Source organism: Yokenella regensburgei ATCC 49455, assembly GCF_000735455.1.
GTDB lineage: Bacteria > Pseudomonadota > Gammaproteobacteria > Enterobacterales > Enterobacteriaceae > Yokenella > Yokenella regensburgei.
In genome coordinates, this window is sequence record NZ_JMPS01000074.1 from 25,599 (window position 1) to 39,416 (window position 13,818).

The 13,818-nt window shown below is 54.8% G+C and carries 9 protein-coding genes and 2 pseudogenes; 5 read left to right on the forward strand and 6 right to left on the reverse strand.

The features are described from left to right. The first annotated feature begins 72 nt into the window (after positions 1 to 72). Positions 73 to 954, forward strand: a complete 882-nt coding sequence (yddG, locus tag GYRE_RS19270; protein ID WP_038257627.1) for an aromatic amino acid DMT transporter YddG — start codon at positions 73 to 75, stop codon at positions 952 to 954. Positions 955 to 1,139: 185 nt separating this feature from the next. On the opposite strand, the pseudogene GYRE_RS19275 reads toward yddG, so the two are convergent. From GYRE_RS19275 to GYRE_RS19290, 6 genes and pseudogenes are all read right to left on the reverse strand, one after another. Continuing rightward, positions 1,140 to 1,631, reverse strand: a pseudogene (locus tag GYRE_RS19275) (cysteine peptidase family C39 domain-containing protein); the annotation flags it as partial. Then, positions 1,631 to 2,884: pseudogene (locus GYRE_RS19280) on the reverse strand (HlyD family secretion protein). The pseudogenes GYRE_RS19280 and GYRE_RS19275, both read right to left, overlap by 1 nt. 8 nt (positions 2,885 to 2,892) lie before the next feature. Next, complete coding sequence (locus GYRE_RS25360) at positions 2,893 to 3,387, reverse strand: CPBP family intramembrane glutamic endopeptidase (RefSeq protein WP_038257631.1); 495 nt, start codon at positions 3,385 to 3,387, stop codon at positions 2,893 to 2,895. A gap of 185 nt (positions 3,388 to 3,572) precedes the next feature. Then, positions 3,573 to 3,812 carry a hypothetical protein gene (locus GYRE_RS24655; RefSeq protein ID WP_146748682.1) on the reverse strand — a complete coding sequence of 80 codons (240 nt, stop codon included), beginning with the start codon at positions 3,810 to 3,812 and terminating at the stop codon, positions 3,573 to 3,575. Positions 3,813 to 4,034: 222 nt separating this feature from the next. After that, positions 4,035 to 4,241, reverse strand: coding sequence for a hypothetical protein (locus GYRE_RS23995; protein WP_112471406.1), 207 nt, complete (start codon positions 4,239 to 4,241; stop codon positions 4,035 to 4,037). Positions 4,242 to 4,676: 435 nt separating this feature from the next. Beyond that, the gene (locus tag GYRE_RS19290; protein WP_006819916.1) at positions 4,677 to 6,170 is read right to left on the reverse strand and encodes an MFS transporter; all 1,494 of its coding nucleotides are present in this window, start codon (positions 6,168 to 6,170) and stop codon (positions 4,677 to 4,679) included. A gap of 121 nt (positions 6,171 to 6,291) precedes the next feature. On the opposite strand from GYRE_RS19290, the gene GYRE_RS19295 reads away from it, so the two are divergent. From GYRE_RS19295 to narH, 4 genes are all read left to right on the forward strand, one after another. Continuing rightward, complete coding sequence (locus GYRE_RS19295; protein ID WP_038257633.1) at positions 6,292 to 6,882, forward strand: TetR family transcriptional regulator; 591 nt, start codon at positions 6,292 to 6,294, stop codon at positions 6,880 to 6,882. Positions 6,883 to 7,052: 170 nt separating this feature from the next. Continuing rightward, positions 7,053 to 8,441, forward strand: a complete 1,389-nt coding sequence (locus GYRE_RS19300) for a NarK family nitrate/nitrite MFS transporter (RefSeq protein WP_038257635.1) — start codon at positions 7,053 to 7,055, stop codon at positions 8,439 to 8,441. A gap of 58 nt (positions 8,442 to 8,499) precedes the next feature. Next, the gene (locus GYRE_RS19305) at positions 8,500 to 12,240 is read left to right on the forward strand and encodes a nitrate reductase subunit alpha (protein WP_038257637.1); all 3,741 of its coding nucleotides are present in this window, start codon (positions 8,500 to 8,502) and stop codon (positions 12,238 to 12,240) included. Further along, on the forward strand, positions 12,237 to 13,781 hold the full coding sequence (gene narH, locus GYRE_RS19310) for a nitrate reductase subunit beta (protein ID WP_038257639.1): 1,545 nt from the start codon (positions 12,237 to 12,239) through the stop codon (positions 13,779 to 13,781). Before GYRE_RS19305 ends, narH begins: the two co-directional genes overlap by 4 nt. The last annotated feature ends 37 nt before the right edge of the window (positions 13,782 to 13,818 follow it).

Consider the following 13,818-nt stretch of genomic DNA (forward strand, 5'->3'; position numbering starts at 1 on the left):
TAATTCACCCCACTGGGGCACCAAAAAATGATATAAATTCCCACATTACAGCAACGGATGACTGCGTTTCCCATGACTAAACAACGAGCAACACTGACGGGTTTAATTGCAATTGTGCTCTGGAGCACCATGGTAGGTTTGATTCGTGGCGTCAGCGAAGGGCTCGGCCCGGTGGGCGGCGCGGCGGCAATTTATACCCTGAGCGGCTTGCTGCTGGTGTTTACCGTGGGATTACCTAATCTCCGTCAGTTTTCGCTACGCTATTTTCTGGCGGGTTGCCTGCTGTTTGTCAGCTATGAAATCTGCCTTGCGCTGTCGCTCGGCTACGCCGCCACCCGCCAGCAGGCGATTGAAGTTGGGATGGTCAATTACCTATGGCCCAGCCTGACGGTGTTGTTTGCTATTTTGTTTAACGGTCAAAAATCAACCTGGGTAATTATTCCCGGACTGTTACTTTCACTGTTTGGCATTAGTTGGGTGCTGGGAGGTGAACAGGGGCTGGATATTGATGAAATCGTCAGCAACGTTATTTCGAGCCCATTAAGTTATTTCCTCGCCTTTATTGGCGCTTTTATCTGGGCGGCCTATTGTACGGTGACCGCAAAATACGCCAAAGGTAAAAACGGTATCACCTTTTTCGTATTGTTGACGGGTCTGAGCCTGTGGGTGAAATATTTTCTGAGCGATCAGCCCCCAATGCTGGTGAGCTGGCCGGTCATTATCAAGCTGGTGCTGTGCGCCCTGTCACTCGGATTTGCCTACGCGGCGTGGAATATCGGTATCCTGCACGGAAACGTCAGCCTGCTGGCGGTGGGCTCCTATTTCACGCCAATCCTCTCCTCCGCTCTTGCCTCATTTTTACTGAACGCCCCGCTGTCGTGGTCGTTCTGGCAAGGCGCCGGGATGGTGTGTATGGGATCGCTGTTGTGCTGGTATGCCACCAGGCGGGGATAAAAAACGAAAGGGCTGTGGATTGGTTATGTACATTAAGTCTGATTTTTAACCTGTTATTCATCAGTGAGATTACAAACCAAATTGTCATCATTAACTGTGCGCTGGTGCTTCAGCTCAGTAAAATATCCGTCAGCCAGGTACAGAACCCGGTCTGCAGAGGCAATGGTTTCCGGGCGATGGGCAATCAGCAGGCCGGGGGTTTTGCCTGTCAGCTGGCGCAGCCGAATTTTCTTTCTTTCATCCCTGACCGTGAAATCGCTGGCTGGCATCAGCTCCAGCGCGACACCGGTGAAGTGCTTCCCTGCGTCCGGCAGGGAGATTGTTACCTTCCCCTTATCGGGATCATGTATAACCAGCCTGCTCCCACGAACCTTATGAAGCACAACGAAATGATTCATGTTCCAGTGGAGAATACGGGGAAGAGAAAGGGACTTCAGGTCTTCCGGCTCCAGCCTGACGGCGCGGGAAGACAACCGGATACCGGCCGCACACTCAATCAGCCTCTGTAGGGTCATTCCCTGAGTACTGATACTGAAGCGTTCACGAAGCGTGGGTAGATCCGTCTGCAGACCGTGCCAGCTGGCCATCATTGCCAGACACGCCAGGCCACACTCCGCTGATTCTGTCTGGCGAATGAGGGGAAGCCGTCTTCTTCCCGTCCAGTTCAGTGATCCCATTACAGTTTTCCTTTAAGGCTCCAGAGCGGTTCTGTCAGCCACTCCCATAAATGACGTGTATCCAGGCTGACGTCCCCTTCAAGGGTCATACCAGGTCGCAGAGGTTCTTTTTTCCCATAAGCCAGGATAAAGGCATTCTCAGGTTCGACGATGACACGGTAGTGCCCTTCATTCTCTTTCCAGGTTACCGGGGATACGGAGAGTAAATCCGAAGGGGTCAGCGTCGTACGGCTGATTTCACGGATAGTCCCGTACTGAACGCCAAATTTTTGATAAGGGAAGGCGGCAAACCGCAGTGCTACCCGCTGCCCCGGCTGGATGAACCCTGCATTCTGACTGGTGGCATAGAGCTCTATCTGCAGGCTGGCGTTATCCGGCACTACCGTCATCACCGGCTCCGACGCTCTGACGGATTGTCCCTGCCTGACCAGCACCGCCGCAACGGTACCGGATACCGGTGCCGTCAGCGTGAAGTTCTCCTGTCCGGCCAGTTCGTCCTGCTGTTGCCTGATCCCCTGCAGCTGTCTGTCCAGTTCAGCTCTCCGGCTTTCCCCCTGGACAATGAGATGATTAAGATCGTCTTCAGCGGCTTCTATCGTGGAATGCAACTGCAGAAGCCCCTGCCGCTGGTCCTCAACGTTTTGCTGTGCCGTGGAGACGTCGATTTGTTTCTGCTGATATTCGATATCCGAAACATAATGTGTGCCGGCCAGTTTTTTATAACGTCCCATGACGGCGGTGGTCAGCCCGACCTGGCGTTCAGCCAGCCGCAGGCGTTGTTCTGCACTTTTAACCTGTGGCTGCAGGGAGGTAATTCTCTGCCTTACTGCTTCCTGCTGCTGCCGGTTGTCACGCGACTCCAGCATCTGCTGAGAGGCCAGCATGGCATATTGTGTTTTCAGGGAGAGACTCATAGCCGCCAGCGTCCCGGCTCCCTGCCCGTTAAAATGTTCGCCGCTGATATGATAGAGAGACTCACCCGCGACAACGTGCTAACCTTCTGAGGCCGTCAGTCGGGTGATATATCCGGCATATTGCGGTGTGATTTTTACCAGCCCGGATGAGGGCATAACGATTCCGGTCAGATGAGCCTTACGGGTATATTTTCCGGAATAAATAAACAATGCAATACACAGGAACAAAATTAGCGTAATGGCAGCGCTGAATGTAATTCCAAAAGGTAAAGGAATGAGAATATCCCCATGTATAAAATCATTCTGGTGTTCTACTGCTTCCTTTCTGAATAACGCCATCATTAATATCAACTTAATATTTGAATGGAAATAACAAAGACATTCATGCCTGAATGAATAGCAATTGGCGCAAGCAATCCTTTCGTTACAACTCTGGAATATGATATAATTACACCAACAACAAACATAAGCACATACTCAAGGACGGAGACAAATTGAGTATGCATCAATGAAAACACTAAAGAAGAAAATATTATTGGTATTATTATGTGCTTTCTAAAAACAGAGCAAAGCCCCCCAAACAAACAGCCACGATAAAATATTTCCTCATAAAACGGTATTATTAACGTGAGCATAAGAATAGACCTCACGTCAAAAATAAGATTCTCAGATGCGCCATTGAACTTGCTGTTAAAATAGATGCAACCAGCCTGAATCACTATTATCAGAGATAATGGCAGTATAAAATCAATCTTCTTAAACTTTGAAAACCTGAATTCGGATAATTTTCTTAAATAAACCAGATAGACTGTGAGCGCCATCGAGAACTCGATTATCACCATAGCCTCAATGGCGCTGTCCACACCATATTGTCGGACAACTAACGATGGAGAAAAAGTCAACAACAATGACAATATAAACACACTGAACAATACACTTGTTGTTATTAATCCATGTGAGTACAAAGCTATATTTTCATTTATTCTTTTTATATTGTCATGTTGTTGATTATTATGAAATTCAAAGCCTAATCAGTTAATTTTTGCTTTATCTTTCCAAATATGAAAGATGATATTTTCATTGATGAATATAAAACCATTAAATAAACAGCAGCTGAAGCTATATACTTAGGAATTAAGAATGGTTTAAGTACATCTTCTGGGCCGCACCCCCAAAGTCCGATAGAGACAAGTAGTGAAGTAACCAGTAGTACACTTACACAACCCTCAGCTATTTTCATAAGCAACGATGTTTTTTTTGAAGTCACAAAATCATCCTGTACGTTCTTTTTTTTGATTAAGCATACATAAATGTATGCTTAACATATTTAACGGAACGGCGGGCTGTTTTTTGTGCTTGGTTTATTGCACGTGGAAGCAATGCCAATTCCTGCTGCTGCCACAGCAGACCCAATTGATATTGCGTTTCGTGATGGAATGCTTCCTATGACACCTAATGCACCAGTTGCTATACCCGCCGCACATTCTTTTTATATACCAGAACCGACAGCTGCAGCTCTATTAGGAAGAAAACCGTTTGCTTGCGCTCCATAGCCAATGCCACCAGAATAGCTACTACTACTACTACGCCCATCACCATAATTACTGTGTCCATTGCCACCACTAACTGATGCTATTTCATCAAAACTCAATTCTCTGATGTTTGACATAAAAATCCCTCTTATAAATTTTAACATAAAGTGCTCTTTCACTATCACATGTCTGAAATGTATGCATAAAGTGAATTTATGTAAATAAGTGTAAATCTGCTTCTATAATATGCCCCGCGCATGTTGCCCGCTTTACGGTTAGTCGCCCCCCGGCAGCGCAGCCCCTGCCCGTCTCTGCTGATTATAATGAGTACATTACCATCCGTTTGCCCCTGCTTCAGTCCAGACATGAAGAGGTCAATTTTGCTGCTGAGTAAAAGCGCGGGTGGTGGAGTGCTGGCTGGTCCGGCTGAAAATTGCCGACGTGTTTCCGCGGGGCCGGGATTGTTAAGGGCGCGGCGACGAGCGCCCTTAACACGTTCACCGGGTATCAGAACACCAGAGAATTGATAAATTCGATGTGAACGGAACCTGTTTCGGCGTACCTATTATTCGATACGCCCAACTCAAAATGACAAGTAATTACGCCTCTACCCGCGTGGCTTTCGACAGACCAAACCAGATGCCAATTGCCAGTACGACCAGCATGGCGCCCGCGCTAAACAGCGCCACGCTGTGCGAGGTGATGAACGCGGTTTTGGCCGCTTCCACCAGCGCATCGGCAACCGAGGATGGCAGATGCTGCGCCACCTGCATCGCCTCACCGATTGACGAAGCCGCCTGGCTTGCCACCGCGCCATCAAGCCCGGTCGGCAGCACGATGGAATCGTGGTAGCTGCGCGTCAGAATCAGGCCGAACAGCGCGATACCAAGACCGGCGCCCAGCTCATAGGCCATGGTTTCAATCGCCCCCGCCGCCGCGGCTTTTTCTTTGGGTGCCGCCGCCATGATGGCCGCCGTCGACGCCAGCAGCGCACTGGCGGCGCTGAAGCCGAGCAGCGTCATCAGGATCCACGCCTGGATCTGCTGGGTGCTGAACTCGGTTTGCGACAGGCCGAGGAAGCTGAAAGCACTCAGCGCCATACCGGCTGTAGCCACCCGACGCAGGCCAAAGCGGGAGACCATCACCCCGGCAATCGGTCCGCTAAAGCCGCTAGCCAGCATAACCGGCAGCATGAAAAGCCCGGCCTGGAACGGCGTCTTACCGTGAACAAACTGCAGCTCCTGGGCCATCAGCAGCTCAAAGCCGACCAGGGTAATCATCGAGGTCATCGCCATCATCACCCCGCTCAGAATGATGGGATGCGTGAACAGACGCATGTCGATCATCGGGGTACGCGCCGCCAGCTGAATGCGCACAAAACTCACCAGCAGTCCGGCACCGACAACCATCACCAGCCCCACTATCCAAAGCGACTGCTGTCCCTTCAGCGCGGTTTTCGCGCTGTACACCAGCATCAGGATCGCCACAATCAGCATCAACGCCTGGTTGATATTCATCGGCTGCTCGCGACGTCCCTGCTGCGGTGGCACCACGCGCCAGCTCAGGGCCAGCACCGCCAGCACGATAGGTACGTTAATCAGGAATACCGAACCCCAGTAGAAGTGCTCAAGCAGCATCCCGCCAATCAGCGGACCAAACGCGGCCCCGCCGGAGCCGACTGCGGCCCACAGGCCCAGCGCCATATTGCGGTGACGGGCCTCAGAGAAGGTATTACGGATCCCGGCAAGCGTTGCGGGCACGATCATCGCGGCACCAATCGCCAGCAGCGCACGAGCGGCAATCAGCAGCATCGCACTGCTGGCCATGGCTGCCGCCAGGGAAGCAAGACCAAACAACGCGCTGCCGGTTAACAGCAGACGTTTAAACCCGATCCGGTCACCCAGTGCTCCCATCGGCAATACCATACCGGCCATAACCAGTGAATAGATATCAATGATCCAGAGTAATTCATTGCCGCTGGCCCCCAGCGACACGCTCAGCGTCGGGGCGGCTACGTGCAAAACGGTGGCGTCAATTGCGACCGGGATATACACCAGTACGATTGCAACTAACGTTAGCCATTGACGAAACATACAACTTTCCTTTAGTGATAAATTCTGGACGCTCGTCCAACATCACAATTCTCATGGAAATTTGAACATATGTCCAACTCTTTGTTATTATCGCAGCACTACCATTCAGGACGAGGACATCATGAGCTATCTGAATCGCGAGGAGCGCCGTGAGGCCATTGTGCAGGCGGCGATGCGGGTCGCCCTCTCCGGCGGGTTCACCGCCATGACGGTAAGACATATTGCTAAAGAGGCCGAGATGGCTTCCGGGCAGGTCCACCACCACTTCACCTCTTCCGGCGAACTTAAAGCCGAAGCCTTTATCCGCGTTATCCGTGAAATGCTTGATGTCCCCCTCACCGCCGACTGTGCCAGCTGGCGCGAGAAGCTCTTTTTCATGCTCTACAGTGAAGAAGGCAAGCTGGGTCCGCATCTGCGGCTATGGCGTGAAGCGCAGATCCTCTCCGACAGCGACAGTGACATTAAAGCCGCTTATCTGTTAACCATGAGTATGTGGCACGACGACACCGTCGCCATTATTCAGCAGGGCGTGGAAGCCGGAGAATTTACCCTCAACGACGAGCCTTCCGGCATTGCCTGGCGTTTAATTTCTATGGTCTGCGGCATGGACGGGGTTTATGCCCTTGGGCTTGAAGAGGTCGATGACGAAGCCTTCATCCACCATCTGCACCGCGCTATCACCCTGGAGCTATTTTCTGCCCCTCGCCTCTAGTTACATTCAGTAACACATAAGCCACATTTACTTTACAGCGCTGCCAACGGGTTAGCGCTTTTTTAACTATCCTTGCTTTTAAAACTTCCAATAATTTCGACAGTTTACAGAGCGACTCCCCGCGAGCCGACCTTTCTCCTGTGTGTAGCATTGGTATTTGTGAGGGCGATATGTCACAACAAAGTGAGAAGAAAAATCATTATCTTTTAACTAACTGGAAACCTGAAAATCCTGATTTCTGGGAAAACAAAGGAAAACACATTGCCAGACGGAACTTATGTATTTCGGTTGCCTGTCTGCTGCTCGCCTTCTGCGTGTGGATGTTATTCAGTGCCGTTGCGGTGAATCTCAATAAGGTCGGCTTTAATTTTACCACTGACGAACTCTTTTTATTAACCGCGCTGCCTTCGCTCTCCGGCGCAATATTACGCGTGCCCTACTCCTTTATGGTACCTATATTTGGCGGCCGTTACTGGACCGTTATTAGTACCGTTATCATGATTGTGCCTTGCGTGTGGTTAGGTATTGCCATTCAAAACCCATCTACCCCTTATGGCGTATTTGTTACCATTGCGCTGCTGTGTGGTTTTGCCGGAGCCAACTTCGCCTCCAGCATGGGCAATATCAGCTTCTTCTTCCCGAAAGCCAAACAAGGTAGCGCCCTCGGTATCAACGGCGGGCTGGGTAATCTCGGCGTCAGCGTGATGCAGATGGTCGCACCGCTGGTGATTTTCCTGCCCATTTTCGCCTTCCTCGGCGTTCATGGGGTGCCGCAGGAAGACGGCTCAGTGATGTCGCTTGCCAACGCGGCGCTGGTCTGGGTGCCGCTGCTTGTCTTCGCGACCCTCGCCGCCTGGATTGGGATGAACGATATCGCCAGCTCAAAGGCCTCGGTGCGCGATCAGCTACCGGTGCTTAAGCGCCCGCACATGTGGCTGCTGAGCCTGCTTTATCTCGCCACCTTCGGTTCATTCATCGGCTTTTCCGCCGGTTTCGCGATGCTTGCGAAAACCCAGTTCCCGGACGTCAACATTCTGAAGCTGGCGTTCTTTGGGCCGTTTATCGGTGCGCTGGCGCGTTCATTTGGCGGGGTTATCTCTGACCGCCTGGGCGGCGTGCGGGTGACGCTGGTGAACTTCATCCTGATGGCCGTATTTACCGGTCTGTTGTTCCTCACCTTGCCGGGCAGCGGCTCCGGCAGCTTCCTCGCCTTCTACATCGTGTTTATGGGGCTGTTCCTCACCGCCGGTCTCGGCAGCGGATCGACCTTCCAGATGATCGCCATTATTTTCCGCCAAATCACCATCGACAGCGTGAAAAAACGCGGCGGCAGCGATGAGCAGGCGCAGCAGGAAGCCGTGACCGATACCGCTGCGGCGCTGGGCTTTATCTCCGCGATTGGCGCCATCGGCGGCTTCTTTATTCCAAAAGCGTTCGGTACCTCGCTTGCCATGACCGGCTCGCCGGTTGGCGCGATGAAAGTGTTCTTTGTCTTCTACGTCGTCTGCGTGCTGGTGACCTGGCTGGTTTACGGCCGCCGCAAACCGACCGCTAAATAAATACAAAAATGTGAGCAGTGTAACCACGGGGGCTCAGGCTCCCGTCAGGAGAAATGTCATGAGCAAACTACTGGACCGCTTTCGCTACTTTCAGCAAAAAGGCGAAAGCTTTGCTGACGGTCACGGTCAGGTATACAACACCAACCGCGACTGGGAAGACAGCTACCGTCAGCGCTGGCAGTTCGACAAAATTGTGCGTTCCACCCATGGTGTGAACTGCACCGGTTCCTGTAGCTGGAAAATCTATGTGAAAAACGGCCTGGTGACCTGGGAAACCCAGCAGACCGACTACCCTCGCACGCGTCCCGACCTGCCGAATCATGAGCCTCGCGGCTGCCCGCGCGGCGCCAGCTACTCGTGGTATCTCTACAGCGCCAACCGCCTGAAGTATCCGCTGGCGCGTAAAAAACTGATTGAGCTGTGGCGCGAGGCGCTGGCGCAAAATCCGGACCCGGTGGTGGCCTGGGACAGCATCATGAAGGACACGGAAAAGACGCAGCGCTATAAGCAGGCGCGCGGCAAAGGCGGCTTTGTCCGTTCGTCGTGGAAAGAGCTGAACCAGCTGATTGCCGCCGCCAACGTCTGGACCATCAAAAACTACGGCCCGGATCGGGTGGCCGGCTTCTCGCCGATCCCGGCGATGTCAATGGTTTCTTATGCCGCCGGTACCCGCTATCTGTCGCTGTTAGGCGGCACGTGTCTTAGCTTCTACGACTGGTACTGCGACCTGCCGCCCGCCTCGCCGATGACCTGGGGCGAACAGACCGACGTCCCGGAATCCGCCGACTGGTACAACTCTAGCTACATCATCGCGTGGGGGTCGAACGTACCGCAGACCCGCACCCCGGACGCCCACTTCTTCACCGAAGTGCGCTACAAGGGCACCAAAACCATCGCCATTACCCCGGACTACTCCGAAGTCGCCAAACTTTGCGACCAGTGGCTGGCGCCGAAGCAAGGCACCGACAGCGCGCTTGCCATGGCAATGGGCCACGTGATCCTCAAAGAGTTCCACCTCGACGAACCCAGCGAGTATTTCATCAACTACTGTCGCCGCTACACCGACATGCCGATGCTGGTCATGCTGGAAGCCCGCGACGACGGCAGCTATGTCACCGGGCGTATGCTGCGCGCCTCTGATCTGGTCGACAGCCTCGGCGAAAGCAACAATCCGCAGTGGAAAACCGTCGCCATCAACCAGGCGGGCGAACTGGTTGCCCCGAACGGCTCTATCGGCTTCCGCTGGGGTGAAAAAGGTAAATGGAACCTCGAATCGCTGGCCGCCGGACAGGAAACCGAGCTGGAACTGACCCTGCTCGGTAAACAGGACAGCGTGGTCGGGGTGGCGTTCCCCTATTTCGGTGGCAACGAGAATCCGCATTTCCGCAGCGTGAAGCAGGATCCGGTGCTGGTGCGCAAGGTGCCGGCGAAACAGCTTCATCTTGCCGACGGCAGCCCGTCACTGGTGGTCAGCGTCTACGATTTGGTGCTCGCTAACTATGGTCTGGACCGAGGGCTGGACTGCCCGAACGCCGCGAAAGACTACAACGACATCAAAGCCTACTCACCGGGCTGGGCCGAGCAAATCACCGGCGTACCACGGGCACACATCGAGAAAATTGCCCGCGAATTTGCTTATACCGCGCACAAAACCCATGGTCGCTCGATGATCATACTCGGGGCGGGCGTCAACCACTGGTATCACATGGACATGAACTACCGGGGGATGATCAACATGCTGGTGTTCTGCGGCTGCGTCGGGCAAAGCGGCGGCGGCTGGGCGCACTACGTAGGCCAGGAGAAATTGCGTCCGCAAACCGGCTGGCTGCCGCTGGCGTTTGCCCTCGACTGGAACCGCCCACCGCGCCAGATGAACAGCACCTCGTACTTCTACAATCACGCCAGCCAGTGGCGCTACGAGAAGCTCACCGCCCGCGAGCTGCTCTCTCCGCTGGCGGATGCCAGTAAGTTCAGCGGTCACCTGATTGATTTCAACGTGCGCGCTGAGCGCATGGGCTGGCTGCCTTCCGCACCGCAGCTCAACCGCAACCCGCTCGGCATTAAAGCGCAGGCCGAGGCCGCCGGGATGTCGCCGGTGGATTACACCGTGCAGGCGCTGAAATCCGGCGATATGCGCATGGCCTGCGAGCAGCCGGACAGCGGCAGCAACCACCCGCGCAACCTGTTTATCTGGCGCTCGAACCTGCTTGGATCCTCCGGCAAAGGGCATGAGTACATGCTGAAATACCTGCTCGGCACCGAAAGCGGCATTCAGGGCGAAGCGCTGGGTTCAACGGACGACGTGAAGCCGGAAGAAGTGGAGTGGCAGACCGCCGCGATTGAAGGCAAGCTCGACCTGCTGGTGACGCTGGATTTCAGGATGTCGAGCACCTGCCTGTTCTCGGATATCGTGCTGCCGACCGCCACCTGGTATGAAAAAGACGATATGAATACCTCGGATATGCATCCGTTTATTCATCCGCTGTCGGCGGCGGTCGATCCGGCGTGGGAGTCGCAAAGCGACTGGGAAATCTACAAAGGCATCGCCAAAGCGTTCTCTCAGGTCTGCGTTGGTCATCTCGATAAAGAGACCGACGTGGTGCTGCAACCGCTGCTGCACGACTCCCCGGCGGAGCTGTCGCAGCCGTTCGACATTCAGGACTGGCGCAAGGGTGAATGCGATCTTATCCCCGGTAAAACCGCCCCGGCCATCGTGCTGGTTGAGCGCGACTATCCGGCGGTCTACGAGCGCTTCACCAGCCTCGGCCCGCTGCTGGATAAGCTCGGCAACGGTGGCAAGGGGATCTCCTGGAACACCCAGCAGGAGGTCGATTTCCTCGGCAAACTGAACTACGTCAAACTCGATGGCCCGGCAAAAGGTCGTCCGTGCATTGAAACCGCTATCGACGCTTCAGAGGTTATTCTCGCCCTCGCCCCGGAAACCAACGGCCAGGTGGCGGTGAAAGCCTGGGAGGCGCTTGGGGAGTTTACCGGTCGCGAGCATGCGCATCTGGCCATCAACAAAGAAGATGAGAAGATCCGTTTTCGCGATATCCAGGCGCAGCCGCGCAAGATTATCTCAAGCCCCACCTGGTCTGGCCTTGAAAGCGAGCATGTCTCTTACAACGCCGGTTATACCAACGTGCATGAGCTGATCCCGTGGCGCACGCTCTCTGGCCGCCAGCAGTTGTATCAGGATCACCCGTGGATGCGCGCGTTCGGGGAGAGCCTGGTGGCCTATCGTCCACCTATCGATACCCGCAGCGTCAGCCACATGAAGGAAGTGCCGCCGAACGGCTTCCCGGAAAAAGCGCTCAACTTCCTGACCCCGCACCAGAAATGGGGCATCCACTCCACCTACAGCGAAAACCTGCTGATGCTGACCCTTTCGCGCGGGGGGCCTATCGTCTGGCTGAGCGAGGCCGATGCGAAGGAGCTTGGCATTGCCGACAACGACTGGATTGAAGCCTTCAACGCCAACGGTGCCCTCACCGCCCGCGCGGTGGTGAGCCAGCGCGTACCGCCGGGCATGACCATGATGTACCACGCCCAGGAGCGCATCATGAATATCCCGGGCTCTGAAGTCACCGGGCTGCGCGGCGGGATCCACAACTCCGTCACCCGCATCTGCCCGAAACCCACGCATATGATTGGCGGCTACGCCCAGCTGGCGTGGGGCTTTAACTACTACGGAACCGTCGGCTCCAACCGCGACGAGTTCATCATGATCCGCAAAATGAAGAACATTGACTGGCTGGATAACGAAGGTCGGGATCAGGTCCAGGAGGCGAAAAAATGAAAATACGCTCACAGGTTGGAATGGTTTTAAATCTCGACAAATGCATCGGTTGCCACACCTGCTCGGTCACCTGTAAAAACGTCTGGACCGGTCGCGAAGGGATGGAATACGCGTGGTTTAACAACGTGGAGACCAAACCCGGCATCGGCTACCCGAAAAACTGGGAGGACCAGGAGCAGTGGCAAGGCGGCTGGGTGCGCGGCATCAGCGGTAAGCTGACCCCGCGTCTCGGCGGGCGCGTCGGCGTGCTGGCAAAAATCTTCGCTAACCCATCGCTGCCGGGGATCGACGACTACTACGAGCCGTTCACCTACGACTATCAGCACCTGCACAATGCGCCGGAGGGCAAACACCTGCCCACCGCCCGCCCGCGCTCGCTGATTAGCGGCAAGCGGATGGATAAAATTGAGTGGGGTCCGAACTGGGAAGAGCTGCTCGGCGGCGAGTTCGAAAAGCGCGCCCGCGATCGCAACTTCGAGGCGATGCAAAAGGAGATGTACGGTCAGTTCGAAAACACTTTCATGATGTACCTGCCGCGCCTGTGCGAACACTGCCTCAACCCGAGCTGCGTCGCCACCTGCCCGAGCGGCGCCATCTACAAGCGTGAAGAAGACGGCATTGTGCTGATTGACCAGGACAAGTGCCGCGGCTGGCGCATGTGTATCAGTGGCTGCCCGTACAAAAAAATCTACTTCAACTGGAAGAGCGGAAAATCCGAGAAGTGTATTTTCTGCTACCCGCGTATCGAATCCGGCCAGCCAACGGTGTGCTCGGAAACCTGCGTCGGGCGCATTCGCTATCTCGGCGTACTGCTGTACGACGCCGACCGCATTGAAGAAGCCGCCAGCACCGAGCACGAAACCGATCTCTATGAGCGCCAGTGCGACGTGTTCCTCAATCCCCACGATCCGGCGGTGATTGAAGAGGCGCTGAAGCAAGGCATTGCGCAGAACGTGATTGAGGCCGCGCAGAAATCGCCGGTCTACAAAATGGCGATGGACTGGAAGCTGGCGCTGCCGCTGCACCCGGAATACCGCACCCTGCCGATGGTCTGGTACGTGCCGCCGCTGTCGCCGATCCAGTCCTACGCCGATGCCGGTGGCCTGCCGCAGACCGACAGCATTCTGCCCGCCGTCGAAAGCCTGCGTATTCCGGTGCAGTATCTGGCGAACATGCTGAGCGCCGGTGATACCGGCCCGGTGCTGCGCGCGCTGAAACGAATGATGGCGATGCGTCACTACAAACGCTCGCAAACCGTCGAAGGCGTGACCGATACCCGGGCGATTGAAGAAGTGGGTCTGAGCGTTGAGCAGGTGGAAGAGATGTACCGCTATCTCGCCATCGCCAACTACGAAGATCGCTTCGTGATCCCGACCAGCCATCGTGAAATGGCCGCCGACGCCTTCCCGGAGAAAAACGGCTGCGGCTTCACCTTCGGCGACGGCTGCCACGGCTCTGACACCAAGTTCAACCTGTTCAACAGTCAGCGCATTGATGCTATCAACATCACCGAAGTGCGCGACCGTGAGGAGGGACAATAATGCAGATCCTGAAAGTTATCGGCATGCTGCTCGAATA